The organism is Oerskovia sp. Root22, from assembly GCF_001429135.1.
Taxonomy (GTDB): Bacteria; Actinomycetota; Actinomycetes; order Actinomycetales; family Cellulomonadaceae; genus Oerskovia; species Oerskovia enterophila.
In genome coordinates this window covers 1-26,172 of record NZ_LMIL01000014.1, presented here as the reverse complement: position 1 = coordinate 26,172, position 26,172 = coordinate 1, and the positions used below count along the sequence as shown (strand labels likewise).

Annotated in this window: 21 protein-coding genes and 1 rRNA gene; 6 read left to right on the top strand and 16 right to left on the bottom strand. The window is 72.6% G+C overall.

Going from position 1 to position 26,172, the window contains the following annotated elements; all coding sequences use genetic code 11:
- Positions 1–315 precede the first annotated feature (315 nt).
- Positions 316–2,133: an alpha-glucosidase gene (locus tag ASE15_RS19650; RefSeq protein WP_082618626.1), complete on the bottom strand. Its 1,818-nt coding sequence runs from the start codon at positions 2,131–2,133 to the stop codon at positions 316–318.
- Positions 2,134–2,264: 131 nt separating this feature from the next.
- Here ASE15_RS19650 and ASE15_RS19645 point away from each other — a divergent pair, with 131 nt between their 5' ends.
- Positions 2,265–2,729: a GatB/YqeY domain-containing protein gene (locus ASE15_RS19645; RefSeq protein ID WP_056654456.1), complete on the top strand. Its 465-nt coding sequence runs from the start codon at positions 2,265–2,267 to the stop codon at positions 2,727–2,729.
- Between the two features lie 187 nt (positions 2,730–2,916).
- Here the strand turns inward: ASE15_RS19645 and ASE15_RS19635 are convergent, their stop codons facing one another.
- Positions 2,917–3,861: an alpha/beta fold hydrolase gene (locus ASE15_RS19635; RefSeq protein ID WP_056765395.1), complete on the bottom strand. Its 945-nt coding sequence runs from the start codon at positions 3,859–3,861 to the stop codon at positions 2,917–2,919.
- A 123-nt stretch (positions 3,862–3,984) separates the two neighbouring features.
- On the opposite strand from ASE15_RS19635, the gene ASE15_RS19630 reads away from it, so the two are divergent.
- Positions 3,985–4,584 carry a TetR/AcrR family transcriptional regulator gene (locus tag ASE15_RS19630; RefSeq protein ID WP_056654450.1) on the top strand — a complete coding sequence of 200 codons (600 nt, stop codon included), beginning with the start codon at positions 3,985–3,987 and terminating at the stop codon, positions 4,582–4,584.
- A 114-nt stretch (positions 4,585–4,698) separates the two neighbouring features.
- Here the strand turns inward: ASE15_RS19630 and ASE15_RS19625 are convergent, their stop codons facing one another.
- The 5 genes from ASE15_RS19625 to ASE15_RS19605 are packed head-to-tail and all read right to left on the bottom strand — an operon-like array spanning position 4,699 to position 10,808.
- Positions 4,699–5,652: an NAD(P)-dependent oxidoreductase gene (locus ASE15_RS19625; protein WP_235534592.1), complete on the bottom strand. Its 954-nt coding sequence runs from the start codon at positions 5,650–5,652 to the stop codon at positions 4,699–4,701.
- On the bottom strand, positions 5,649–7,574 hold the full coding sequence (locus tag ASE15_RS19620; protein WP_056765392.1) for a class I adenylate-forming enzyme family protein: 1,926 nt from the start codon (positions 7,572–7,574) through the stop codon (positions 5,649–5,651). Before ASE15_RS19620 ends, ASE15_RS19625 begins: the two co-directional genes overlap by 4 nt.
- Complete coding sequence (locus ASE15_RS19615) at positions 7,571–8,854, bottom strand: cytochrome P450 (RefSeq protein WP_200960592.1); 1,284 nt, start codon at positions 8,852–8,854, stop codon at positions 7,571–7,573. The genes ASE15_RS19620 and ASE15_RS19615 overlap by 4 nt, the downstream gene beginning before the upstream one ends.
- Positions 8,851–9,660 (bottom strand): glycosyltransferase family 2 protein, encoded by an 810-nt coding sequence (locus tag ASE15_RS19610; RefSeq protein ID WP_056765388.1) that lies wholly within the window; start codon positions 9,658–9,660, stop codon positions 8,851–8,853. The genes ASE15_RS19615 and ASE15_RS19610 overlap by 4 nt, the downstream gene beginning before the upstream one ends.
- Positions 9,657–10,808 (bottom strand): 3-oxoacyl-ACP synthase III family protein, encoded by a 1,152-nt coding sequence (locus ASE15_RS19605; protein ID WP_235534591.1) that lies wholly within the window; start codon positions 10,806–10,808, stop codon positions 9,657–9,659. Before ASE15_RS19605 ends, ASE15_RS19610 begins: the two co-directional genes overlap by 4 nt.
- A 99-nt stretch (positions 10,809–10,907) precedes the next feature.
- Here ASE15_RS19605 and ASE15_RS19600 point away from each other — a divergent pair, with 99 nt between their 5' ends.
- Positions 10,908–12,176 carry a cytochrome P450 gene (locus ASE15_RS19600; protein WP_056765387.1) on the top strand — a complete coding sequence of 423 codons (1,269 nt, stop codon included), beginning with the start codon at positions 10,908–10,910 and terminating at the stop codon, positions 12,174–12,176.
- Positions 12,177–12,267: 91 nt separating this feature from the next.
- Here ASE15_RS19600 and ASE15_RS19595 read toward each other — a convergent pair whose 3' ends face one another.
- Together ASE15_RS19595 and ilvD (ASE15_RS19590) are read right to left on the bottom strand one after the other, a co-directional pair.
- Positions 12,268–12,930, bottom strand: coding sequence for a VOC family protein (locus tag ASE15_RS19595; RefSeq protein WP_056765385.1), 663 nt, complete (start codon positions 12,928–12,930; stop codon positions 12,268–12,270).
- A gap of 181 nt (positions 12,931–13,111) precedes the next feature.
- Positions 13,112–14,812: a dihydroxy-acid dehydratase gene (gene ilvD, locus ASE15_RS19590; protein ID WP_056765373.1), complete on the bottom strand. Its 1,701-nt coding sequence runs from the start codon at positions 14,810–14,812 to the stop codon at positions 13,112–13,114.
- An 85-nt stretch (positions 14,813–14,897) separates the two neighbouring features.
- Here ilvD (ASE15_RS19590) and ASE15_RS19585 point away from each other — a divergent pair, with 85 nt between their 5' ends.
- The gene (locus tag ASE15_RS19585; protein ID WP_157277295.1) at positions 14,898–15,512 is read left to right on the top strand and encodes a hypothetical protein; all 615 of its coding nucleotides are present in this window, start codon (positions 14,898–14,900) and stop codon (positions 15,510–15,512) included.
- Positions 15,513–15,584: 72 nt separating this feature from the next.
- Here ASE15_RS19585 and ilvD (ASE15_RS19580) read toward each other — a convergent pair whose 3' ends face one another.
- Complete coding sequence (gene ilvD / locus ASE15_RS19580; protein WP_056654436.1) at positions 15,585–17,447, bottom strand: dihydroxy-acid dehydratase; 1,863 nt, start codon at positions 17,445–17,447, stop codon at positions 15,585–15,587.
- Between the two features lie 380 nt (positions 17,448–17,827).
- Here ilvD (ASE15_RS19580) and ASE15_RS19575 point away from each other — a divergent pair, with 380 nt between their 5' ends.
- A complete protein-coding gene (locus ASE15_RS19575) occupies positions 17,828–18,409 on the top strand; it encodes a DoxX family membrane protein (RefSeq protein ID WP_056765367.1) in 582 nt (193 codons plus the stop codon).
- 143 nt (positions 18,410–18,552) lie between these two features.
- Here ASE15_RS19575 and ASE15_RS19570 read toward each other — a convergent pair whose 3' ends face one another.
- Positions 18,553–20,115, bottom strand: a complete 1,563-nt coding sequence (locus ASE15_RS19570; protein ID WP_082609150.1) for a peptide MFS transporter — start codon at positions 20,113–20,115, stop codon at positions 18,553–18,555.
- An 86-nt stretch (positions 20,116–20,201) separates the two neighbouring features.
- Here ASE15_RS19570 and ASE15_RS19565 point away from each other — a divergent pair, with 86 nt between their 5' ends.
- Positions 20,202–21,590: a deoxyribodipyrimidine photo-lyase gene (locus tag ASE15_RS19565; protein WP_056765364.1), complete on the top strand. Its 1,389-nt coding sequence runs from the start codon at positions 20,202–20,204 to the stop codon at positions 21,588–21,590.
- Between the two features lie 87 nt (positions 21,591–21,677).
- On the opposite strand, the gene ASE15_RS19560 is transcribed toward ASE15_RS19565, so the two are convergent.
- From ASE15_RS19560 to rrf, 5 genes are all read right to left on the bottom strand, one after another.
- The gene (locus ASE15_RS19560; RefSeq protein WP_082609149.1) at positions 21,678–22,250 is read right to left on the bottom strand and encodes a GNAT family N-acetyltransferase; all 573 of its coding nucleotides are present in this window, start codon (positions 22,248–22,250) and stop codon (positions 21,678–21,680) included.
- A gap of 32 nt (positions 22,251–22,282) precedes the next feature.
- On the bottom strand, positions 22,283–23,791 hold the full coding sequence (gene gatB / locus ASE15_RS19555) for an Asp-tRNA(Asn)/Glu-tRNA(Gln) amidotransferase subunit GatB (protein ID WP_056765362.1): 1,509 nt from the start codon (positions 23,789–23,791) through the stop codon (positions 22,283–22,285).
- Positions 23,788–25,305, bottom strand: a complete 1,518-nt coding sequence (gene gatA, locus ASE15_RS19550) for an Asp-tRNA(Asn)/Glu-tRNA(Gln) amidotransferase subunit GatA (RefSeq protein WP_056654430.1) — start codon at positions 25,303–25,305, stop codon at positions 23,788–23,790. The genes gatB and gatA overlap by 4 nt, the downstream gene beginning before the upstream one ends.
- Positions 25,305–25,601, bottom strand: coding sequence for an Asp-tRNA(Asn)/Glu-tRNA(Gln) amidotransferase subunit GatC (gene gatC / locus ASE15_RS19545; protein ID WP_030152198.1), 297 nt, complete (start codon positions 25,599–25,601; stop codon positions 25,305–25,307). The genes gatA and gatC overlap by 1 nt, the downstream gene beginning before the upstream one ends.
- Positions 25,602–26,057: 456 nt before the next feature.
- Positions 26,058–26,172, bottom strand: a 5S ribosomal RNA gene (gene rrf, locus ASE15_RS19540); the annotation flags it as partial.

The following is a 26,172-nucleotide window of genomic DNA, read 5'->3' as shown; positions in this document are numbered from 1 at the left end:
CGAGGTGGCCGCTTCCGGGGCGGGGTGTGCCCGGAGGGAGGGGCCGTGACAGTCGTGGTCGTGACATGAAAAAACCCCTCGTACCCGGTGAGGGCTCTTCGAGGGGTGAGCGCGCTGACGAGACCTGGTTGCGTGGCCTCAGCCGGCGCGCTCAGGAAGTACTACGAGAAGGATCGTCTGCACGTTGTGCACACTACGCCCTTGCCCGAGGGATGTCATGCGTCGAGCCGGACGTCTCAGGGAATGGGACGTCCGGCCCGACGGCGGTGGCCCGCCCGGGTGCGACGGGGCTCCTCCCGGCGGTCCGGGACGGGCTCACGACCTCCTGAGGACCACGCCTTCCCAGGCGCGCAGCACACCGGCTCGGCGCGCGGCCGCGTCGTCGTGCGTCGCGATCAGCACCTCGGCGCCCTCCCAGCCGGCCAGGACCTCCGGGGGAACCTCCTGCTCGGCGCCGCCCACGTTGACCAGGACGAGCAGCTCGTCGCGCGACGCCGTGCTCGCGGCGGACGCGACGCCGTCGGGCCCCTCTGCGGGCGCGGGCAGGTCGAGCGTGCGCGTGAACGCGTAGACGGCCTCGTGGTCGGGTGCCAGCATGTGGAAGTCACCCAGGGCCACGACCGGGACGTCGTGGCGCAGCGCGACCAGGCGGCGGTAGAAGTGGAAGACCGAGCCGTCGTCGGCGCGCTCGGCCTCCGCGTTGATCGTGACGTGGTTGGGGTTGACCGCGAGCCACGGCGTGCCCGTCGTGAAGCCCGCGTGCTCCGACGCGTCCCACTGCACGGGCGTGCGGGCGTTGTCGCGGCTCATGGCGCGCAGCGCGACGAGCATCTGCTCCTCGGTCGCGACGCCCGCGTCGACCAGCTCGTGGAAGTGCCCCAGGGACTCGATGTCCTGGTACTGGTCGATCGACGTGAAGCCCGCGTTCGTCATCCCGAGCTCCTCGCCCTGGTAGACGTACGGCGTCCCGCGGTGCAGGTGCAGCAGCAGCGCGAGCGCCTTGGCCGAGGCGACGCGGTGCTCGCCGTCGTCCCCGAACCGCGACACGATGCGCGGCTGGTCGTGGTTGTTCCAGTAGAGCGAGTTCCAGCCGCGCTCCGCGAGCCCCACCTGCCAGCGTCCGAACGTCGCCTTGAGGTCGGTCAGGCGCAGGGGCTTGACGTCCCACTTGCTCGATCCGTGGTCGATCCCCACGTGCTCGAACTGGAACACCATGTCGACCTCGTGGCGCTCGGGATCCGTGAAGAGCACGCCGTCCTCGATCGTGACGCCCGGGGTCTCCCCCACCGTCAGGAGCTTCTCGGGCCGCCCCGCGAAGACCTCGCGGTGCATCTCCTGCAGGAACTCGTGCACCCGCGGACCGCTCGTGTAGTACGGGCTGCCGTCGCCGTACGCGCCGTAGTGGACCTCGCCGTCGGGCAGGCCCGGGACCTTGCTGATGAGGTTGATGACGTCCATGCGGAACCCGTCGACGCCGCGGTCGAGCCACCACGTCATCATGTCGTGGACAGCCCGGCGCACGTCCGGGTTCTCCCAGTTCAGGTCCGGCTGCTTGCGCGAGAACAGGTGCAGGTAGTACTCGCCCGTCGCCTCGTCGTACTCCCAGGCGGGGCCTCCGAAGAACGACCGCCAGTTGTTGGGCTCCGCCCCGGGCGTGCCGGGCTCCATGCCCTCGCGGGCGGGGCGCCACCAGTACCAGTCGCGCCGGGCGTCGGTGCGCGAGGCGCGCGACTCCCGGAACCAGGCGTGCTCGTCCGAGGAGTGGTTCACCACCAGGTCCATGACGACCCGCAGGCCCCGGTCGTGCGCCGCGGCCAGCAGGCGGTCGAAGTCCTCGAGCGTCCCGAACATCGGGTCGATGTCCTGGTAGTCGCTGATGTCGTACCCGTTGTCGTCCTGCGGCGAGCGGTACACGGGCGAGAGCCACACGACGTCGACGCCCAGGGCCACGAGGTGGTCGAGCCGCTGCTCGATCCCGTTCAGGTCGCCGATCCCGTCGCCGTCCGAGTCCTGGAAGGACCGCGGGTAGACCTGGTAGACCACCGCACTCGTCCACCAGGGCGGCTCTCCTGTGGACCAGCCGCCGACCGGTCGCGGGGCAGGGGCAGTGGTCGGTTCCGTCGATGCACTCACGTCGTCGAGCCTCTCACCGCTCCCGGTGGGGTGCGCGCCGGGACGCGCCGGGCGGCCCCGACGTGTCCCCGGCGGCGGCGAGAACCGCAATCGCGTAGGAACGGAGGCCCCGCACCAGGCACCATTGACCCATGACCACCACCATCGAGCGGCTGACCGCCGACCTCACCACCGCCATGAAGGCCCGCGACGACTTCGCCAAGAACACCCTCCGCCAGGTCATCGGCGCCGTCCGCACCGCGGAGAAGTCCGGCTCCGCGGCGCACGAGCTCAGCGACGCCGAGGTCCAGACCGTCCTGGCCGCCGAGGTCAAGAAGCGCCGCGAGAGCGCGCAGATCTACCTCGACGCCGACGCGCCCGAGCGCGCCGAGAACGAGACCGCGGAGGCGGACTTCATCGAGAAGTACCTGCCCGCGAGCCTCACGCCTGCCCAGCTCGACGCGCTCGTGGCCGACGCGATCGCCTCGACCGGCGCCTCGTCCATGAAGGACATGGGCAACGTCATGAAGACCGCGACGGCCGCCGCGAGCGGCATCGGCCGGGTCGACGGCAAGGCGCTCTCGCAGGCCGTGCGTCAGGCGCTCGCCGCGCTCTGAGTGCCGGCCCGCTCCGGCTCGGTCGACCGGGCGACGACCACCCTGGGCTGGCAGGAGCAGGCCGCGAAGTGCGCGTACGCACGACCGTCCCGGACGACGACGCGATCCGCGGAGGGACCTGCGGAGTCGGCGGCAAGACCCCTCGAGACCGCCTGATGGCGAACGGCGGGGGTCTTGCCGTCATGCACTACTTGCTGTCGACGTGAGCGACCGGATCGTTGCTCTCAATGAATGCAGTGCGGACCGCAGGCCAGCTGGTCTCATCGACGTTCAGGGCGGTCCGAAGGTACGCAGTGCTCATCCGCTGAATGATGGCGACCCTCTCCGGGTTCTCGTCGGTGGTCTCGGCGACTTCGTGCCCGACGATCCCTCCCAGCGAGTGCTCGGCTCCGTGGAAGGTGAGGAGGTCGGTGGCGCCGGGGCTGCAGGTATAGGCGTCGGTGAACCAGTCGGGTCCGCGGCTGGACATCGTGGACTGGTCGTGGTCGCCGGCGATGACGAGGGTCGGCGTGGTCAGCTCCTGGAACGAGGGGCGCATGAACGGGAAGTTCGCCTGTGCGAACGGGTGCAGGTCATCGCCACCGACGCCGGTCGCGGCGAAGAGAATGCCTGCCGCGACACGATCGTCGGACATGTCTTCGCCGACCTGGCCCGATTCGTCGAAGATCCGTGCACCGAGGAGCGACTGCGCGGTCTGTCCACCCCAGGAGTGACCGGTAGCGGCAACCTGGCTGCGATCGATACGGCCGGCGAGCCCTGGCACGGCGGCCTCGATGGTGTCGATCTGGTCGAGGATGCGTGCGAGATCCGCGATCCGCTCGGTCCAGATTCTCGGAAAGACGGGGTGGTCGAACCCGAAGCCGTTCCGGCGAGAGTCCAGGTGCGTGGGCTGGATCACGACGAACCCTCGAGAGGCCCAGAACGCGGTGAGCGGCGCGTACCCGTCGAGGTTCCATCCGTTGCCGTGAGAGAACAGCACCACGGGCAGGTCTGTGCCGGTCTCTGGTGCCGAGACACGCACCTCCAGCGGGACCGGTCTGCCCGGCGCAGACAGTGCGATCGGAGCGACCGACACGACCGGCCTCCCGGCACCGATGATGCCGTCCAGCGTGCTGACGATTGATGAAGTCATGAGAAGTACCTCTCCGAGGAGCTGCGCTCTGCGATACTGGTTATCGGAGCAACGTTCCGCAACGTTACGGAACGTCGCTCCGTAATGCAAGGGCGTGCGATGGGAAGGTGTGAGGACGAAGCCATGGTTGACGCCGAGAGGGAGCAGTCGCACGGCGCGCGACCCCAGCAAGCGGGCCGTCCGCGTCGAGATCAGCAGGTGCTGCTCGACGCGGCTGCAGCAGTGTTCGTGACCTCCGGCGTCGACGCTCCGGTGCGGGAGATCGCGGCGAAGGCTGGCGTCGGTGTGGGGACGATCTACCGTCACTTTCCGACGCGTCCCGAGCTGGTGGTGGCGGTGTACCGGCACCAGGTCGAGGCATGTGCCGATGCAGGCCCACGACTGCTCGCGGAGAGCGCGACACCCGAGGCGGCACTGCGGGCATGGGTTGCCCTGTTCGTGGAGTTTCTCGTCACCAAGCACGGGCTCGCTGGCGCACTGCAGGGAGACGGCGCTGGGTCCGACGCTCTGCATGCCTACTTCGTCGGACGCCTCGTGCCGGTGTGCGGCGTCCTCCTCGAGGCAGCGCTCGAGTCCGCAGGCAGAGCTCAGCCGGTTGATGCGTACAACGTGCTCAAAGGCATCGGCAACCTCTGCATCGGTGCCGCGAACGACGCCCGCTACGACGCCACCGTCCTCGTGCAGCTTCTCGTATCGGGTGTGCTCAGCCCAGAAGCTCGCTGACCCCGACCTCTCGCCTCCGCGCGCGGAGCACGACGGGAAGCGCTGCGAGAACACGCCACTCGCTGCCGCCGTTCGCGGGCAGGCGCGGAAGGGCTGAGCCCCGGGCCCCCGCCCTCACCACACCTCCGCGCCCACGAGCGACGTGGCCCGCGGCTCGACCCCCAGGACCTCGCGCAGCACCGTCAGGTCGTAGGTCCGCTCGACCGCGAGGTGGCTGACCGCGTACCGCGTGAGCCGCGGCGGCTCGGTCCGTCGTGTCCAGCGCGAGAGAGCCTCGGCGCACGCGGCGAGCACCCACCCGGGGCGCGCCGGGATCCCGGCGAGCGTGACGTCGTCGTGCCCTCTGCGGCGCAGGAGCTCGACCAGGACCTCGCCCAGCACCACGGGCTCGGCGTCGGCGACGTTGACGACGAGCGCCCCGCCGCCCGGCAGGTCGACCGTCGAGGCCGCGAGCGCCGCGTCGACCAGGTTGTCGACGTGCGTGAGCGACTGGGGCGCAGTCCCGTCGCCGACCAGGACGAGCCGTCGCCCTCGGACCGCTGCCTCGATGCGCGGGAGCAGCGTGGTGTCGCCGGGGCCGTAGACGGCGTGCGGGCGCAGGATCACGACCGGTCCACGACCGGGGGTCCGGGCGTCGGCGACGAGCACGCGCTCGGCCGCGGCCTTGGTACGGCCGTAGGCGTTGAGGTAGCGGTCGACGGGGGCCTCGTCCTCCTTCCCACGGACCGTGGGCGTGTACGGGTCGTAGACGCTGCCCGAGGACACGTGCACGCACCGGGCCGCGGGGAACGTGTCGCGCACGGCACGCGTGCCCTCGACGTTGGTCGTCCAGGCGACGTCAGGTACCGCCCAGTCGGAGACCGCGGCCCCCGCGTGCACGACCACGTCGAGCGCGGGCGGGTCGTCGAGCGGGCCCGCGGCCAGGTCCCACGTCCGGTGCTCGGCCCCGTCGACGTGCGCATCGCGTCGCGAGAAGGTCCACACGCGGTGCCCGTCGGCCACGGCGCGGCGGGCGACCGCTCCCCCGACGAATCCCGAGGCCCCCGTGACCCCGATCCGCAGGCTCACGTGGTGCTCGCGCTCGCCCCGGGCGCCGCGCCTGCGAGGTGATGGGCGGCCGCACGGGACAGGGCCGCGCGGTCGGGCTTGCGGCTGCGCCCCGCGAGGGGCAGGCGGTCGGCGTGCAGCACGTGGTCCGGCAGCGCGCCGTGGTCGAGCACGCCCGGCAGGGCCGCGCGCACGGTACGGACGAGCGGGTGGTCGCCCGTCAGGACGGGCCCCTCCCCCTGCCCGACGGCGGCGCTCACTGCGGGCGCGAGGGCTGCGCCCGTCGCGGGGGTCGCCGGTGCCGCGGCTGCCGAGGACGTGCGCGGAACCTGCGCTCCTTCGGCGTCGACACCACCCGAACCGTCACCGTCAGGGTCGCCGGCTCGGCGAGGGTCCCCCGTGCCGGGCCCGCCCTCGGTGCTCGACGTCACGACGAGCACCACCTTCTCGTCCCCGTCGTCCTGGAGGACCCCCACGAGCGAGGCCTCGCCGACCCCGGGCAGCGCAGCCAGGCGCGGCTCGAAGAGTCCGGGGTAGATGTTCACGGTGCCGCGGATGATCATGTCGCGCGTGCGCCCGACGAGCACGATCCGTCCCCGCTCGTCGAGGTAGGCGAGGTCTCCGGTGCGGTGCTCGGTCACGGGTGGCTGCCCGCCGTCGAGGTGCGACAGGTATCCCGTCATGAGCGAGGGACCGCGCAGCACCAGCTCTCCCACGGGAGGGTGCAGAGCCGGGACCGGCGCTCTCCCGGGGGCGGAGCCGTCCTCGTCCGGTTCCACGGCGCTCGTGTCGATGGTCGCCTCGATCCCTGCCAGCGGGAGCCCGACCAGGTCCCCGTCGCCCGCGTGCGCGAGCTTGTCGTCGGCCTCGACGACCGCGACCGGGAGGATCTCGGTCGTGCCGTAGACCCCGATCCATCGCGTGCCCGGGAGGAGGCGGCGCGCGCGGTCGAGCAGGGGGCGCGTCACCGGGGCGCCCCCGACGAGCGCGACCTGCGGGCCACGCGCGGGGGCCCGTCCCGACTCGACCGCGTCGAGCAGGAGCGTGAGGTCGGCGGGCACGAGGTACGTCCCGGCCTCCCCGGCTGCGTGCCGGGCGAACGTCACGACGTCCTGCCCCGGGGTGCCCGGCGGGACGGACCACGTGCCGCCCGCGAGGAGGGCCGGGATCCCGAGCAGCATCTGGTCGGTGTGCACGACCCCGCCCGGCTCGAGGGAGAACGCCTCGGCCAGCAGCGCGCACCCGGAACCCAGCGAGCCCACCGAGTGGACCACGGCCTTGGGGTCGGAGGTCGTGCCGGACGTGAAGACCACGAGCGCCTCGGCGTCGAGCGGCAGGTCCGTGACGGGGGGCGCGCCGGCGACGAACCGGCGACGCCCGCCTCGGTGGCGCCCCGTCGCGAGCGAGCGCGCGGACAGCGAGTGGCCCGGGACCCCAGGCAGGCGCCTGCCCGAGTGGACATGGCGCAGCGGCAGGCTCGCGTAGTCCGGCAGCAGGAGGCCACGCGACCTGGCCACGTGCCGCAGCGGACCGCGCGAGATCGCGTAGAGCAGCGCCTCGGTCATGGCCCAGCGAGGGTCGGCCGCGGTCACGCGCGCCCCGAACAGCTCGGGGGTCGAGCCCGGGTCGACGAACACGATGACGCCCCCGAGCCGCACGACCGCGAGCGCCAGGACGATCCCCTCGGGCCGGGGCCGGACCGAGAACAGCACGCGGTCCCCCGCGCGCAGCCCCTCGCGGTGCAGGGCGTCGGCCGTGGCCTCGACCCGGCGCAGCAGCTCCCTGTACGTCAGCTCCTCGCGCACGTGGTCGTTCGGGACGCGATCCGCACGCACCCGGTGGATGGGTCGCGACCACCAGCGCAGCGCCACCGCGTCGCCGAGCCCTCCCCGCGCGTGCGCGCCGATGGTCTCGATCAGGTGCTCCGTCGTCGGGCCGTTCATGCCGTCTCTTCCCCTGTTCCGCGTGCTGCTGGCTGCTCGCCGCCCACCGGGCGCGCCTCGATCTCGAGGCGCCGGTAGGACGGGATGAGGACTCCCCGCGCGACCTCGCGGTCGGTGACCGCGAGCGTGCGACCCGCCGCCGCGAGCGGGCGCAGCGCGTCCAGGACCGCGCCCACCTGGGCCATGGCGAGCGGCATGCCCAGGCAGAAGTGCGGGCCCGCGCCGAACCACAGGTTGCGCAGGACGGGGTCCGCGTCCTGGTCGGGCGCGAACGGCCCACCCGCCCGGCAGCAGGTCACGGTCGCGATCACGACCCGCTCCCCGGCCCGCACGGGCACGGCGCCCACGCGGTGCGCCGAGCGGACCGACCGCAGCATCGCGGGCGTCGGGACCGTGACGCGCAGCGCCTCCTCGACGACCCGCCCGCGCAGCGGGTCGCTCGGCTCGGCCTGCAGCAGGCGGTCCGTCCAGCCCGTGTCGGTCGCGAGCGCGACCAGGCGCGGCGTGAACGACTGGATGGTCTCGGTGCCCGTCATGACGAACGCCCCGACGGCTCCGAGCGCCTCGCGCTCGCTCAGGCCCAGGCCGCGCATGCGCCCGGGGACCGTCGAGGGGTCGCCGTCGCGGTACGCCGCGCGGGCGGGCTCGCTCAGCCGGTCGAGGACCTCGCGCGCGTAGCGGACCTGGGTCGGGGTGAGGCGGCGCCGGTGCAGGCGCACGAGACCGACGACGGACTGGGCCGCGACCATCGCGTCGCGCACCGCGGCGTCCGTGGGCGGTAGTCCGGTCATGCGGCAGATCACGGTGCCCGCGAGCGCCCCGACCTCGCTCACCAGGTCCACGGTCTCGCCCGCGAGCAGGCGCGGCGCCAGCGTCCCCAGCGAGGCCCCGGCCTCGGTGGCCGTGAGCTGCGCGACCGAGCGCGGGGTGAAGAGCCCCGAGAGCGCCCGCCGCAGCGTCGCGTGGTCCTCGCCCTCCATGTTGAGCAGGACCGACGGGCCCAGCACGGGGGTCCACAGGTCCGAGGGCGCTCCCGGGCCGACCTTGGAGAAGTGCTCGGTGTCGAGCAGCACCTCGCGGGCCGTCGCGGCGTCGTTCACCACGACCCCGAGCCCCGGGACGCGCACGACCGGTCCGCGCCGGGCGAGCGTGCGGAACGCCGGGTAGACGAGAGGGTGCGCGCCGCGCTGGACGCGCTCCTCCCAGCGGTGGGCGGCGCGGGCTGCGGCGTCCTCGGCCGAGGCCGGGCGGCCCCTCCGCACCGTCGACGGCGCCGTCATCGGATGTCCACGACCTCGGGCTTGTAGCGGTGGTCGGCGTACCAGCCCAGGGTCCGCACGAGCCCCCAGGCGTGCGCACGACGCGTCGAGGCCCGCACCACGACCTCGGGGTGCGCCCCGTAGGCCGACGTGAGGCGCCGCACCTCGTTGACCAGGGCGCGGTCCTCGTGGAGGTCCTCGATCGCGGTGCGCGGGAAGCCGCCCGCACGCTCGTAGAGGTCGGCGCTGATCGCCATGTTGCACCCGGGCGCCATGACGTACGGGCCGAGGTAGGACGGGTCCTGGTTGCCCGGGCGGAACCTCCCGAACGTGCTCGCGAGACTCACGGCCCCCGAGAGGACGGCCTGGCGGACGCGCGAGACGGGCAGGTCGTCGGTGCGCGCCACGATGCGCCCGGCCACGAGGTCGTGCCCGACGGCGAACGCCGCCTTCACGCGGACCGTCCAGTCCGGCGGGGGGACGCAGTCCGCGTCGGTGCGCGCGAGGTGGGTCGCCCCCGCGGCGATCGCCGCGCGCATGCCCGTGTCCGCCGCGGCACCCGTGCCCTTCTGATCCTCGGTCACGAGGCGCCAGCGCGGCTCGTCCCAGTCGGCGATGGTCGTCCGGACGAGGTCCGGGGTGCCGTCGGTCGAGCCGTTGTCGACCACGACCAGGTCGAAGTCACGGTCCTCCTGGGCGCGCAGGGCACGCAGCGTCGTGAGGATCCCGTGCTCGTGCGCCTCGTCGAGGGCGGGGACGACGACCGCGAGCCGGACCGGGGGCGCCTCGTGGGGCGCACCGTCCGCCCCGGGCACGTGCGCGCTCACAGCCGGACCGCCATGGCGCCGATGCTGATCCCGCCCGCGAGACCGACCAGGAGCACCACGTCCCCGGGCCCCACGCGGCCGTTCTCGAGCGCGGTCACGAGCTGGAGCGGAAGCGTCGCGGAGGCGACGTTGCCGTGCTCGGCGACCGTGACGATCGTGCGGTCCTCGGGCAGGCCGAGGGCTTCGTGGACGTCGGCCAGGTAGGCGACCGCGACCTGGTGCACGGCCACGAGGGCCACGTCGTCCCACGTGAGGCCCGCGCGCACCAGCGCGTCGAGGATCACGCCGGGGCCCAGCGCCAGGAAGGCGTCCCGCAGACGCGACCCGTCGATCTCGAAGTAGGTGCGGTCGAGGTCACGCGGGAACGCCGTGCCCCCACCGGGGAGCATGCCGACGTCCCAGTGGCTCGACTCGGCGCCGAACGCGCTCGCCAGGATGCCGCGCGGCCTGTCGCCGCACGCACCGCTCCCGTCCGCGGACCCGAGCCGGTCAGCGGCCCCGGCCACCGGCTCCGACCCCTCGCCGTGCCCCGGCGCGCGCTGGACCAGGACCGCCGCGCCGGCGTCGGACATCGTGTACCCCGGGGCCGACAGCAGGTAGGTCGCCCGGTCCGGGACGTCCCACCGGACAGCGCGCGAGGGTGCTTCGCCGCACGCGACCAGGACCGTCGCGTACCTGCCTGTCGCGACGAGGGCCTCCGCGACCTCGATCGCGTTGAGGACCGAGTTGCACGCGTTCTTGACGTCCATGACCGGGGCGCGGACGCCCAGCTTGGCCGCGACGATGTGGCTCGTGGCGGGCTCGACCATGTCCTGGCTCGCGGAGGCGAAGATCAGCAGGTCGACGTCCGCCACGTCCAGGCCCTGAGCCGCGAGCAGCGTGGCCGACGCGGCGACCGCGAGGTCCGAGGCGTTCCAGTCGTCCGGCAGGACGTGGACCTGCTGCACCCCGGTCAGGCGCGAGACCATCGGCAGGCGCGGCACCGCGCCCGGTCGGCTCGACCGGGCGAGCGCACGCTCCGCGTCGGCCACCTGGACCGTGCGCTCGGGCAGGTGGACGCTCACCCCGGCCAGGACGGCGGCAGGAGCCGAGGCGATGGTCGGTCGGGCGCCCGAGGGGCGCACGGAGAGGTCGGCGAGGATCGGCACTCGCGACAGCGTAGCCACGGAACCGGCGTCGTCGGGGGTTTTCCACGGGTGAGAACTCCCCATCCCGCGGGTGGCCCCCGATGCGTCAGACTGTCGGGCATGCTTCCCACGACCCGCCACGAGGTGGACCTCCTGCGCAGTGCCCGACCAGGCATGGCCGCCGTGCTGCTCGGCGGTCACCTCGCGCGCCGGCTGCCCGGCCCGCCCCTGCGCAAGGTGCCCGGGCTCGGCTGGGTCACGGCAGACCCGGTCGTCGCCCGCACGGTCCTGGGCGACCACCGCTCGTTCACGATCGTGGGCGAGGGCGGGGTCGGGCACCTGTGGGCGCAGATCCTCGGCGACTGGGTGCTCGACCTCTTCGACGGCCCGGGCCACCACGACCTGCGCTCGCGCTCACGCGAGCTGTTCACCGAGGGCAGCTCGGCCGAGCTCGTCGACGGGGCGTGGTCGGGGCCGCTCGCCGACGCCCAGACCGCGCTGCGGGAGGGAGCGACGGTCGACGTCGCACGGCTGGCCCGCGTGCTCGTGGGCCGCATGATGATCTCGCTCCTCGGAGTGCCGGCCCCCGTGGACCGCGCGCCGGGCACGGAGGCCTGGCCCACCGACGACGACGCGCTCACGGTCTTCGAGACGGGCGAACGCCTCGCGACGATCGCCCTGGGCAGCGCAGGCTCGACCCACCTGTCCCCCGGACAGGTCGTCGCGGCCCGCGAGATCGTGGCCGAGCTCACGCGAGGGGTGCCCGCAGGCTGGCGCGACGCCCCGGGCGACACGCTCCTCGGCCGGTGCCGCGAGCTGGGGCTCGGCCTCGAGGAGACCACGGGGCTCGCGTGCCTGCTCATGGTCGCGGGCACCGAGACGTCGGCCTCCGCGATGGCCCGGACCACCGCTCTGCTCGTCGACACGGGCGAGCAGCACCGTCTCCTGGACCTGATGCGCACCGACGCCGAGCGCGAGGCCGCGGGACAGGTCCGTGGCCCCGGGGAGCCCGACGCGGTCGAGAACGCCGTGCGCGAAGGGCTGCGGGTCACGAGCCCCGCCTCGGTCATCGGTCGGGGCGTCGCGGCCGACGTCGAGGTGGCAGGCCGCCGGCTCGCCGAGGGCGAGCGCATCATGATGCTCGTATGGAGCGCGAACATCGGCGCCGGCCCGTTCCGCGCCGACCGCCCCTACGTGCGCGAGAGCCGCCAGCTGTGGTTCGGGGCGGGCCGCCACCTGTGCCTGGGCGCGGCCCTGGCCCGCGCGGAGATCGGTGCGCTGCTGCGCACGCTGTGGGGAGACGGCGAGAGCCTGCGGATCGTCTCGCGCAGCGCGCAGCGCGAGGTCCTCATCCCCTCCTACCGGACCTTGGTCGTGGCCCGGGCGTGAGGTCACCGCACCGCGGCGCGCCCGAGCGGGAGGCGGCCTGAGGTCATGCTCCCCCGTTGCGCGTCGGACGACTCTCGCGCCGGACGATCGCTCAGTCGCGCCCGCGCCAGGTGCACAGGCACGCCTCGTTGCCCTCGACGTCCGCGAGGACCCAGAACGCCGGCGCCCGCCGGTCGGAGACGAGGTGCCCGCCCGCGGCGATGGCCGCGGTCACGCGTGCCTCGACCTGGTCGTGCGGGACCGTGACGTCGAGGTGGATGCGGTTGCGCTGGGGGCGCGGCGCATCCATCTGCTGGAACCAGACCGGTGGCCCGTACCCGGCCGCGTCCCCCAGACCCAGCCCCTCGTCCTCCTCGGGCCCGTCGACGTAGCCCAGGACGGCCTTCCAGAACGGGCGCACCGCAGGCCTGTCCAGCGCGTCGATCGCGACCTCGACCTCGATCAGGCCGTCGGTCTCGGCGGGGAGGTCGAGCTCCTTGGCCGCCAACGAGATGCGGCGGGCCAGCGTGAGGTCCCGCTTGCTCAGGCCACCCACGTCGTGCGACGACGTCCGGACGGTCACGGTCGCGTAGCGCAGGTCGACGTCCGGATGGTGGTTCATGCCCTCGGCCAGCTCGCCGATCGCGTCGACCAGCTCGACGCCCGCGGTGAACGAGCCCGTCCGGAACCGGGTCTGCGCCGTGCCGAGCAGCACGCGCCAGTCCTCCACCCCGTCGCTGTCGTGGAACTGTCTGGCGGTGATCTCGTCGCTCATGGCTGCTGCTCCGGTGCGGTGTCGCGCGGACGGGGACCCTGCGGAACGTCGGGGCGAGCCGGGCGTCGCGGGCCCCCGCTGGTCGGACCAGCGACGTCCCGAGGCGAGCGTTCCTCGTCCAACTATCCCGCAGCCCGGGGCGCGTCGCCAGCACGCGCGCCCAGCGCACCGAGCGCGTCGCCTACTCGAGGATCGCGCCGCGCGAGGCCGACTGGACGAGCTTGGCGTACTTGGCCAGGACCCCGCGCGTGAACTTCGGGGCGAGCGGCGCCCAGCCCTCCTTGCGGGCCTCGATCTCGGCCTCCTCGACCAGCAGGTCGAGCGTCTTGCGTGCGACGTCGAGCCGGATCCGGTCGCCGTCGCGCACGAACGCGATCGGTCCGCCGTCGACCGCCTCGGGCGCGACGTGGCCCACGCACAGCCCGGTCGTCCCGCCCGAGAACCGTCCGTCCGTCAGGAGCAGCACGGTCTTGCCGAGGCCCGCTCCCTTGATGGCTCCCGTGATCGCGAGCATCTCGCGCATGCCCGGCCCTCCCTTGGGCCCTTCGTAACGGATCACGACGACGTCGCCGTCCGTGATGGTCCCGTCCTCGAGGGCGTCGAGCGCCGCGCGCTCGCGCTCGAACACACGGGCCGTGCCCTCGAACACGTCCGAGTCGAAGCCCGCTGACTTGACCACGGCCCCCTCGGGCGCGAGCGAGCCGCCCAGGATGGTGATGCCGCCCGTGTGGTGGATCGGGTTGTCGAGCGCGCGCAGGATCTTGCCGTCGGGGTCGGGCGGCGCCAGGTCCGCGAGGTTTTCACTGACCGTCCGGCCCGTGACCGTGAGCGCGTCGCCGTGGATCAGCCCGGCGTCGAGCAGCGCCTTCATGACGACGGGCACGCCGCCGATGCGGTCGACGTCGTTCATGACGTACCGGCCGAACGGCTTGAGGTCGCCCAGGTGCGGGACCTTGGCGGCGACGCGGTCGAAGTCATCGAGCGTCAGCTCGACCTCGGCCTCGTGCGCGATCGCCAGCAGGTGCAGGACCGCGTTGGTCGAGCCGCCGAACGCCATGACCACGGCGATCGCGTTCTCGAACGCCTCCTTGGTCATGATGTCGCGCGCCGTGATCCCGCGGCGCAGCAGCTCCACGACGGCCTCGCCCGAGCGGTGCGCGAAGTTGTCGCGGCGGCGGTCCGCCGAGGGCGGCGCGGCCGAGCCGGGCAGCGACATGCCCATGGCCTCGGCGACCGAGGCCATGGTGTTCGCGGTGTACATGCCGCCGCACGCGCCCTCGCCCGGGCAGATGGCCCGCTCGATGCGGTCCAGGTCCCCCTTGCTCATGAGTCCGCGCGAGCACGCGCCCACGGCCTCGAACGCGTCGATGAGCGTGACGTCCTTCTCCGTGCCGTCCTCGAGCTTGACCCAGCCGGGCATGATCGAGCCCGCGTAGAGGAACACGCTCGCGAGGTCGAGGCGCGCGGCGGCCATGAGCATGCCCGGCAGCGACTTGTCGCAGCCCGCGAGCAGCACCGACCCGTCGAGCCGCTCGGCCTGCATGACGGTCTCGACCGAGTCGGCGATCACGTCGCGCGACACGAGCGAGAAGTGCATGCCCTCGTGACCCATCGAGATGCCGTCGGACACCGAGATGGTGCCGAACTGCAGCGGGTAGCCCCCTCCCGCGTGCACGCCCTCCTTGGCCCCCTGCGCGAGCCGGTCGAGCGACAGGTTGCACGGGGTGATCTCGTTCCAGGAGCTCGCGATGCCGATCTGGGGCTTGACCCAGTCGTCGTCGCCCATCCCGACGGCGCGGAGCATGCCGCGCGAGGCCGTGGCCTCGATGCCGTCGGTCACGGTCCGGGAGCGGGGCTTGATGTCGATGTCGTCGCTGGCCATACCCGAGTATCTCCTCGCGGGTGAGGTGCGGCCACAGCGCGCGTGGCGTCCCGCGTCGATGGCCCCCGTGCGGCAGGATGCCGCGATGATCACGACGCACCCCGCCCCACGCCGCCCCGGTCCGTCTCAGAGCGGAGCGCCCTTGGCCTCCTGGCGCGGCGCCGCGCTGGCCCCGGCCGTCGCGCTCGTCCTGGTCTCCACGGCCGCGTGCTCGGGCTCGACCGAGCCGCCGACAGCACCGGCGACGACGACCGTCCCGGAGACGACCGCCGACGTGTCACCCGAGGCGACAGCTGGTACGGACCCGGCGGCCCCGGCGGCCCCCGAGGCCGCGCCGGAGCCCGACGACGCCGGCGAGTCCCCCGAGGCGAGCTTCCGCGCCTGGCTCGCCGCGAGCCGTGCACCCGCGGTCGAGACCGCCTGCGGGTACATGTCCCCCGCGCTCGTCGACCGGATGGTCGCGGAGATGACCGCGCAGGGGTGGCCCGGCATCACGGACTGCGCGTCGATGATCACGACCACGGCCGAGCTCTTCGCCGCGGTCGGCGACGTCGCGGAGGTCGAGATCGCAGTCCGCGAGGAGCGCCCCGACGCGACCGTGCTGTCCGTCGCCTACGCGAGCGGCGACTGCGGGTCGGCCGTCATGGTTCCCGAGGGCGCGAGGTGGATCATCACCGAGCAGTCCGAGGAGCAGTGCTGACGGGTTGCCCCTGACGCGACGACGGGCCCGCCCCCTCCTGGGGGCGGGCCCGTCGTCGTGCGGGCGGGCGGCTCAGCGGCGCTTGAGCAGCGACACGTCGCGCACCGCGCCGCGGTCGGCCGACGTCGCCATCGCGGCGTAGGCCTGCAGCGCGGGCGAGACGTAGCGGTCGCGGTCGACGGGCTGCCAGGGGTTCTCGCGCGCCTCCATCTTGGCGCGACGCTCGGCGAGGACCTCGTCGGGCACGTTGACGCGGATGAGGCGCGTGTCGACGTCGATCTCGATCTCGTCGCCGTCCTCGACCAGGCCGATCACGCCACCGGCCGCGGCCTCGGGCGAGACGTGGCCCACCGAGATGCCGCTCGACCCGCCCGAGAAGCGGCCGTCGGTGATGAGCGCGCAGACCTTGCCCAGGCCACGGCCCTTGATGAAGGACGTGGGGTAGAGCATCTCCTGCATGCCGGGACCGCCTGCGGGGCCCTCGTAGCGCACGACGACCACGTGGCCGGGCTCGACCTGCTTGGTGAGGATCTTCTCGACGGCCTCGTCCTGCGACTCGCAGACGAGCGCCTTGCCGACGAAGTGGAACACGTCCGGGTCGACGCCCGCGGTCTTGAACACCGCGCCGTCCTCGGCGAGGTTGCCGCGGAGCACGGCCAGGCCGCCCTCGACCGTGTACGCGTGCTCGAGGTCGCGGATGCAGCCGTCGGCCGCGTCGGTGTCCAGGTGGTCCCACCGGTTCGACGTCGAGAACGCCTGCGTGGTGCGGACCCCGCCGGGGGCCGCGTGGAACAGCTCGACGGCCTGCTCGGTCGCCTTGCCTCCTCGGACGTCCCAGTCGTCGAGCCACTCGCGCAGCGTCGGGGTGTGCACCGACGTCACGTCGTGGTCCAGGAGCCCGGCGCGGTCGAGCTCGCCCAGGAGCGCAGGGATGCCGCCCGCGCGGTGCACGTCCTCCATGTGGAAGTTCGGGTGGTTCGGCGCGACCTTGGACAGGCACGGGACCTGGCGGCTGATGCGCTCGATGTCGGTCAGGTCGAAGTCGATCTCGCCCTCCTGCGCAGCGGCGAGGATGTGCAGGACCGTGTTGGTCGAGCCGCCCATCGCGACGTCGAGCGTCATGGCGTTGGCGAACGCGGCCTTGGTCGCGATGTTGCGGGGCGCGGCCGAGTCGTCCTCCTCGTCGTAGTACCGGCGCGCGAGGTCGACGATCGTGCGGCCGGCCTCGAGGAACAGCTCACGGCGGGCGGAGTGCGTCGCGAGGGTCGAGCCGTTGCCGGGAAGGGACAGGCCCAGGGCCTCGGTGAGGCAGTTCATCGAGTTCGCGGTGAACATGCCCGAGCACGAGCCGCACGTGGGGCACGCGGCCTCCTCGACCTGCGCGAGGGCCTCGTCGCTGACGTTGTCGTCCGCGGCGTAGTTGATCGCGTTGACGAGGTTTAGGCGCGTCGAGGCCACACCGTCGGCGACGACGACCTTGCCCGCCTCCATGGGGCCGCCCGACACGAAGATGACCGGGATGTTGAGGCGCAGCGCGGCGTTGAGCATGCCGGGCGTGATCTTGTCGCAGTTGGAGATGCACACGATGGCGTCGGCGCAGTGCGCGTTGACCATGTACTCGACCGAGTCCGCGATGAGGTCGCGGCTGGGCAGCGAGTAGAGCATGCCCGCGTGCCCCATCGCGATGCCGTCGTCGACCGCGATGGTGTTGAACTCCTTGGAGACGCCGCCGGCCTCGCGGATCGCGGACGCGACCAGGTCGCCCATGTCCTTGAGGTGGACGTGGCCCGGTACGAACTGCGTGTACGAGTTCGCGATCGCGATGATCGGCTTGCCGAAGTCCTCGGAGCCCATGCCGGTGGCGCGCCAGAGCGCGCGGGCTCCGGACATGTTGCGGCCGTGGGTGGACGTCCGGGAGCGCAGGGGGCGACTCATGGCGGTTCAGCTCCTTCACGTGGTGCTGCGGCCTGGGAGGTGACCGCTCGGACACACTACGCCCGCCCTGGACCCCGCAGGTCGGGGCGTCCGGCTCGTGGTCCACACCAGGGGCAGCGCTTCCACGACGGCCCGGATGTGCAATCCCCCTACGTAGCACCACCGATACGGGAAAACCCGTCAATCTGCCCAAAAGGTTGCAGGGGACTTCACCCGGGTGGTTAGTTGACAGGGCTGCTCGGGCCCCACCACCACTGGCCTGCAGAGGCCGATCCCCTCGCCCACGAGGGGACCGCGGTCCCCGCCGGCAGCACCTCGTCCCGCACCCCGGCGCCCCGCGCCTTCCGACGGACGACCCATCGACCAGGGAGACCAGCCCCATGAGCCAGGCCACCGCTGCACCGACCCGGAACCCCCGCTCCACACCCGCCTCGGCCGACCCCACGGACGCCCCGGGCACGACCCCGAGCCCTGTCGTCACGCTCGCAGCAGCCCGCCGCGCGCTGGCTGTCCTGCGCATCGCGATCTCGCTCGTGTTCCTGTGGCCCGTGCTCGACAAGACCTTCGGCCTGGGCTACGCGACCCCTACCGAGCGAGCGTGGCTCAACGGCGGCTCCCCGACCCAGGGCTACCTGTCCTCGATCTCGGGTCCGTTCGCCGACACGTTCGGCGCCCTGGCGGGCCCTGTGACCGACTGGCTCTTCATGCTCGGCATGGGCGCGACGGGCCTCGCGCTCCTCCTGGGAGTCGGGACGCGCGTCGCCGCGGTCTCGGGCACGCTCCTCATGGCGCTGCTGTGGGCCACGACGTGGCCCGTGGCCGCGGGCTCCACCAACCCGGTCGTCGAGGACCACGTCGTGACCGCGCTCGTCGTGATCGTCGTGGCGCTGACCCGGGCGGGCAGCACGTGGGGGCTGGGCGGGGTCGCCGAACGCGTGGGCGTGCCGGCCTGGATGCGCTGAGGCGACCTGTCGCCCGTCAGGCCCGACGGCGTCTCGCGCCCGACGGCGTCACGCACCCGGGCGCGTGACGCCGTCGGGCGCGTGGCTCGGTTCGTTCCGCCGGGGCGTCCCCGCAGCGTGGCACCGCCGGCTACCGTCCACCGCTAGTGCGCGGGCGACGCCGCCTCCTGCGCGTCCGCGTGGCGGATGTGGCGCGTGACCCACGGGGCGAGCGCGAACAGGACCAGCGCGAACGCCATGGTGATCGCGCCGACGATCCCGAAGTAGGCGGTGTCCGACGCCCCCTGCGTGACCTGGACGATCTGGGCCGTGATGGCCTGCCCTGCCGCGGGGGCCAGGAACCAGAGCGCCATGGCCTGGCTGCGGAACGCCTTGGGCGCGAGCAGCGTCGTCGCCGCCAGCCCCACCGGGGACAGGCACAGCTCGCCGAGCGTCTGGATGACGTACACCGAGACCAGGACCCAGGCTGGGGCCTTCTCGTCCGCGAAGATCGCCGACGCGGCCGAGAGCCACACGAACGAGAGGGCCGCGAGCGTCAGTCCCATCGCGAACTTCACGGCCGTCGGCGGGCGGTCCTTGGTCTTGACCCAGATCCACGCGAACACCGGCGCCAGGACCACGATCGAGAACGGGTTCACGGACTGGAAGAACGCGGGCTCGATCGCGATGCCGAAGAACGAGAGCTCGGTGCGGTTCTTCGCGAAGCTCGACAGCGTCGTGGCCGCCTGCTCGAAGATCATGAAGAACAGCATGGCCGCAACGAAGAGCGGGATGTACGCCGTGAGCCGCGAGCGCTCGGGGGCCGTGACCTTGGGCGAGCGGAACATCACCAGGAAGTAGGCGATGGGCGCCGCGAACGCGACGTAGGACAGCGTGTCGATGAACGTCGAGATGCCGAACGCACCCGACACCGCCCAGGCGATGAGCGTCGCGACCACGAGCCCCGCGAGGATGAAGAGGCCGATCCGGACGAGCTTCGGGTACTCCTCGCGCGTGAGCGGGTTGGGCACCGAGTCCCCCGCACCGCCCAGGTACTTGCGCCCCGCGACGAAGAACACGAGTGCGATCGCCATGCCGACCGCCGCGACCGCGAAGCCCGCGTGGTACCCCCACTGCCGGTTGACGAACCCGACGATGATCGGCGAGAGGAGCGAGCCCAGGTTGATGCCCATGTAGAAGATCGAGAACGCCGAGTCGCGGCGCGGGTCGTCGCGCGAGTACAGCTCGCCCACCATCGAGGACACGTTGGGCTTGAGCAGCCCGGTGCCGAGCGCCACGAGCGCGATCCCGAACATCGAGAACCCGGCGCCCGGGATCGTCAGCGAGACGTGCCCCGCCGCGATGACGATGCCCCCGTACAGGACCGAGCGCCGCGAGCCGATGACCCGGTCCGCGAGCCAGCCTCCGACGACCGACAGCAGGTACACGCCCGTGCCGTAGATCGAGACCAGCGCGAGCCCCGTGACCTCGTCGAGGGCCAGCCCGCCGTCAGCGATCGAGTCCGTCAGGTAGAAGAGCAGGATCGCGCGCATCCCGTAGTAGCTGAACCGTTCCCACAGCTCGGTGGTGAACAGCGTCATGAGCCCGATCGGGTGACCGAAGAACGCGTGGTCGCGCGGGACCCGGCCGGCGGCAGGGGCCGCCTCGGCCTCGAGCCGGGGGTCCGGGAGGTCGGGCTGGACGGGCCGCTCGTCGTTGCCGCTCATGGATCGATGCTGCCACCGGCCCGTGGCCGTGGCGACTGGTGGCGGCCCGTGCGCGCGGGAGGAGCGACCCCGGCTAGCGTGGGCGGATGCCCTCCCCTGCACCGACCGTCCTGTGGTTCCGTCGCGACCTGCGCCTGGCCGACAACCCGGCCCTGGGCCAGGCCGTGGGCGAGGCGCGCGCGGCGGGGAGCGACGTCGTCGGGCTCTACGTCCTGGACCCCGCGCTCTGGGCGTCGGCCGGGCCCGTGCGCCAGGCCTACCTCGCCCGCAGCCTGCGCGAGCTCGACGCCTCGACCGGAGGCCGGCTCGTGGTGCGCCACGGCGACCCGCGCGAGGTCGTGCCCGCGGTCTGCGCCGAGGTCGGCGCGCGCTCGGTCCACGTCGCCGCGAGCTACGAGCCCTACGGGCGTCGCCGGGACGACGCGGTCGAGGCGCTCCTCGCGGAGCGCGACGTGAGCCTGCAACGCACGGGTTCGCCCTACGCGGTCGCGCCGGGGCGCGTCCGGACGCGCGGCGGGACGCCCTTCCAGGTCTTCACGCCGTTCCGGTCGGCGTGGCTCGAGCACGGCTGGCGGGCCCCCGCTCCCCTGCCCGACGACGTCGCGTGGGCAACGCTCGCCTCGGACGGTCTCCCGGGCGCGCCCGAGGCGGGGGCGCGGCTGCCCGCTGCGGGCGAGGCCGCGGCCCTCGACCGCTGGCACGCGTTCCTGGCCGACGGCCTCGCCGACTACCCGACCGATCGCGACCGGCCCGACCTCACCGGGACCTCGTACCTCTCGCCCGCGCTCAAGTGGGGCGAGATCCACCCCCGGACGCTGCTCGCGGACCTCGCGTCGGCGGTGCGCTCGGGGTCGGTGCCCGAGGACTCCGCCGCGACCTACCGCTCGGAGCTCGCGTGGCGCGAGTTCCACGCGGACGTGCTGTTCCACCACCCCGGGGCGGTGCGGCGGTCGCTGCGCACCGTGGTCCCCGAGGACGCGTGGGCCACGGGCGCCACGGAGGACGCGCTGCTCGCCACGTGGTGCGAGGGCCGCACGGGCTACCCGATGGTCGACGCCGGGATGCGCCAGCTCCTCGGCACGGGGTGGATGCACAACCGCGTCCGGATGCTCGTCGCGTCGTTCCTCGTCAAGGACCTGCACGTGCGCTGGCAGCGCGGGGCCGAGCACTTCATGGCGCACCTCGTCGACGGCGACGTGTCGCAGAACCAGCTCAACTGGCAGTGGGTCGCGGGGACCGGGCGCGATGCCGCGCCCTACTTCCGGATCTTCAACCCGGTCACGCAGGGCCTGACGTTCGACCCCGACGGCGCCTACGTGCGCGAGTGGGTGCCCGAGCTGCGCGGCATCACCGGCAAGGCCGTGCACGAGCCGTGGAAGGTGGCCGGCGCCGCTCCCGGGTATCCCGAGCGGGTCGTGGACCACGCGGTCGAGCGCAAGGTGTCGCTCGCGGACTTCGAGCGGGGCCGGCAGTGATGCCCGGAGACGTCAGGACGAGCGCGACCCGGAGGTCGCGCTCGTCCTGACGGCCCGTGCCCGGGCGGGTGCTGGTGCTGCTGGTGCTCAGAGCCCGGCGCGGAACTCGTCCTCGAGGATGCTCATGACGATCGCGTCGGCCCAGCCGTCGCCGTCCCGGAACGCGTCCCGGAGCCGGCCCTCCTCGCGGAAGCCCAGCGACTCGTAGAGCATGCGAGCCCGAGGGTTGATGCTGAGCACGTCGAGGCTCACGCGGTGCAGGTGCGGCCCCTCGGGGTGGTCGAACGCGAAGCGCAGGACCTCGAAGATCGCCTCGCGCCCGTAGCCGCGTCCCCGGTAGTTGGGGAGCAGGGCAAGGCGGAGGTTGGCCGAGAGCGCGTGCTCGTCGATGTCGTTGAGCACGATCTCGCCGAACATCTCGTCGCTCACGAGCTGGCCGTCCCGCTTGGCCGGCGAGGTGACGGCCCAGTCGTAGCGACCGTCCCGGTCGCTGACCGTGGCCGCCCACTGCTCGATCTGCTCGCGCGTGAACTCGGCCGTGGTCCCCGTGAGCCGGTTCGACTCCGGGTCCTGCACGGACTCCCACATGCGCTCGGCGTCGCGCGCCTCGATGGGTCGCAGGCGCATCATCTCGCCGTAGAGCTCCGGTCCGCGTGTCACGCGACCACCTCCGTGGTGCTTCGGGGCACGGATCAACCGATCCGCTCGATGACCAGCTCGCGGACGCGCCCGGCGTCGGCCTGGCCCTTGGTGGCCTTCATGACCGCTCCGATGATCGCACCGATGGGACCCATGTTGCCCGAGCGAACCTTCTCGACGATGTCGGGCTGGGCCGCGAGGGCTGCGTCGATCGCCTCGAGGAGCGCGCCGTCGTCCGAGACGACCTCGAGCCCGCGGGCGACGACCACGGCCTCCGGGTCGCCCTCGCCCGCGAGGACACCCTCGAGGACCTGGCGGGCCAGCTTGTCGTTGATGCGGCCCGAGTCGACGAGCGCCTGGAGCTGGGCGATCTGCGCGGGCGTGACCGCGATCTCGGCGAGCTCGGTCTCGCTCGTCTTGGCGTAGCGGGCGAGCTCGCCCATCCACCACTTGCGTGCGGCCGCGGGGCTCGTGCCGGCCGCGACGGTCGCCTCGATGAGGTCGAGCGCACCGGCGTTGACCACGTCGCGCATCTCGGCGTCGGCGTAGCCCCACTCGCCCTGCAGGCGGTTGCGGCGAGCGACCGGGAGCTCGGGCAGCGTGGCGCGGATCTGCTCGACCCAGTCACGGCTCGGCGCGACGGGCACCAGGTCCGGCTCCGGGAAGTAGCGGTAGTCCTCGGCGTCGGACTTCACGCGACCGGCCGTCGTGATCGAGGTGTCCTCGTGCCAGTGGCGCGTCTCCTGGATGACCGTGCCGCCCTCGTCGAGGACGGCGGCCTGGCGCGAGACCTCGTAGCGGACCGCGCGCTCGATCGAGCGGAACGAGTTCACGTTCTTGGTCTCCGTGCGCGTGCCGAGAGGCGACTCGGGGGTCGCGCGCAGGGACAGGTTCACGTCGGCACGGACGTTGCCGCGCTCCATGCGTGCCTCCGAGACGTCGAGCGCACGGAAGATGTCGCGCAGCGTCTGGACGTACGCGCGAGCGACCTCCGGGGCACGCTCGCCCGCGCCCGTGATGGGGCGCGTGACGATCTCCACGAGCGGGATGCCCGCACGGTTGTAGTCGACGAGCGAGTACTCGGCACCGTGGATACGACCGGTCGCACCACCCACGTGGGTGTTCTTGCCGGCGTCCTCCTCCATGTGCGCGCGCTCGATGTCGACGCGGAAGATCGTGCCGTCCTCGAGCTCGACGTCGAGGTAGCCGTCGAACGCGATGGGCTCGTCGTACTGCGACGTCTGGAAGTTCTTGGGCACGTCCGGGTAGAAGTAGTTCTTCCGGGCGAAGCGGCAGGACTCGGCGATCTGGCAGTTGAGCGCGAGCCCGATCTTGATCGCGTACTCGACGGCCTTGCCGTTGACCACGGGCAGCGCACCGGGCAGGCCGAGGCTCACCGGGGTCACCTGCGTGTTGGGCTCGCCACCGAACTCGACCTCGGCCGCGCAGAACATCTTGGTCCTGGTGCCGAGCTCGACGTGCACCTCGATGCCGATGACCGGGTCGTAGCGGTGGACGGCCTCGTCGTAGTCGACCAGGTCCACGGTTGCGTGTGCGCTCATCGCGCGACCTCCAGCTCCGGGGCCTTGGCCAGCAGCGGCCCGCCCCACGTGTTCTCCAGGGCGGCCTCGAGAGCGGCGCCCACGCGGTACAGACGGTCGTCGGCCTTGGCCGGCGCGAGGATCTGGAAGCCGACGGGCAGGCCGTCGTCCGAGAGACCGTTCGGCAGCGACATGCCCGGGACGCCCGCGAGGTTGGCGGGGATCGTCGCGACGTCGTTGAGGTACATCGCGAGCGGGTCGTCGAGCTTCTCGCCGAACTTGAACGCCGTGGTGGGGGCCGTCGGGGAGACCAGGACGTCCGCCTGGGCGAACGCCGCGTCGAAGTCGCGCTGGATGAGCGTGCGGACCTTCTGCGCGCTGCCGTAGTAGGCGTCGTAGTAGCCCGCCGACAGTGCGTACGTGCCGAGGATGATGCGGCGCTTGACCTCGTCGCCGAAGCCCTGGCCGCGGGTCGCGGACATGACGCGCTCGGCCGTGATGGGGCCGTCCTCGGGCTCGACGCGCAGGCCGAAGCGCATGCCGTCGAACTTGGCGAGGTTGCTGGACGCCTCGCTCGGCATGATGAGGTAGTAGGCGCCGAGCGCGTACTTGAAGTGCGGGCACGAGACCTCGATGATCTCTGCGCCTAGCGACCGCAGCAGGTCGAGCGACTCGGCGAAGCGAGCGCTCACGCCCTCCTGGTAGCCCTCGCCGGAGAGCTCGGAGACGACGCCGACCCGCAGGCCGCGGAGGTCACCGATCGCGCCCTGGCGGGCCGCGTCGACGAGCAGCGGGAGGTCCTCGTTGATCGAGGTCGAGTCGCGGGGGTCGTGTCCGCCGATGAGCTCGTGCAGGAGCGCCGAGTCGAGGACGGTTCGTGTGACGGGGCCCGCCTGGTCGAGAGAGGACGCCATGGCGATGAGGCCGTAGCGGGACACGCCGCCGTAGGTGGGCTTGACGCCGACCGTGCCGGTCACGGCGCCCGGCTGACGGATCGAGCCGCCGGTGTCCGTGCCGATCGCGAGCGGGGCCTCGTAGGCGGCGACGGCCGCGGCCGAGCCACCGCCCGAGCCGCCGGGGATGCGGTCGAGGTCCCACGGGTTGTGGGTGTTGCCGTACGCCGAGTGCTCCGTGGAGGAGCCCATCGCGAACTCGTCCATGTTGGTCTTGCCGAGGATCGGCAGGCCCGCGGCGCGGATGCGCTCGACGAGCGTCGCGTCGTACGGAGGGATCCAGCCCTCGAGGATCTTGGAGCCGGCCGTCGTCGGGAGACCCTTGGTCACCACGACGTCCTTGACCGCGATCGGCACGCCCGCGAGGGGGTGCAGGTCCTCGCCCGCGGCACGGCGCGAGTCGACGTCGCGAGCCGTCGCGAGGGCGTCCTCGGTGCTCACGTGCAGGAACGCGTGGACCGCCGTGTCGACGTCACCGATGCGGTCGAGGTGCGCCTGCGTCGCCTCGACGCTGCTCACCTCGCCAGAGACCAGGTGCGCGGCGAGGTCCGCGGCACTCAGCCGCGTCAGGTCGTTCGTCATCATTCCTCCCCGAGGATCTGCGGGACGCTGAAGCGTCCGTCTTCGCTGGCCGGTGCTGCGGCGAGGACGTCCTCGACGGGCAGGGGCGGCACGGGGACGTCGTCTCGGAAGACGTTGGTCAGCGGGAGCGGGTGGCTCGTGGCGGGGACGTCAGGAGTGGCGACCTCGCTCACCTGGGCGATCGCATCGACGATGACGTCGAGCTCGCCGGCGAGGCGGTCGAGCTCCTCGGGCCGGAGGTCGATGCGGGCCAGCACGGCGACGCGCGCGACCTCATCACGGGAGATGGTGGACATGGTCGCCAGTCTAGTGCCCGGCGGCCACGCCTACGGGGGCGTCCGGACCGGCGTGGGTGAGATGACGCACCGCGCCCCACCGCCGCGCCTCACCGCGCGCACCCACTCTCTCGGGGAGTTGTCAGAAGGTGGGCGGGGTATGGCCCGGTGCAGTTCTGACACCTGGTCGGGGTGGTGGTGTTGTCAGAAGGTGGGCGGGGTATGGCCCGGTGTGGTTCTGACACGTGGTCGGGGTGATGGTGTTGTCAGAAGGTGGGCGGGGTATGGCCCGGTGTGGTTCTGACACCTGATCGGGGTGATGGTGTTGTCAGAAGGTGGGCGGGGTATGGCCCGGTGTGGTTCTGACAACGGGGCTCTGGGTACAGAAGTGCCCCGGGCACAGGTGTGCTCGGGGCTGGGTGTTTGGGGGTATGCCAAAGGCCCACCCCGTGTGGGGTGGGCCTTTGGTGAATGGTTGTCCGGCGGCGACCTACTCTCCCACCCCGTCTCCAGGGCAGTACCATCGGCGCAGAGAGGCTTAGCTTCCGGGTTCGGAATGGGACCGGGCGTTTCCCTCTCGCTATGACCGCCG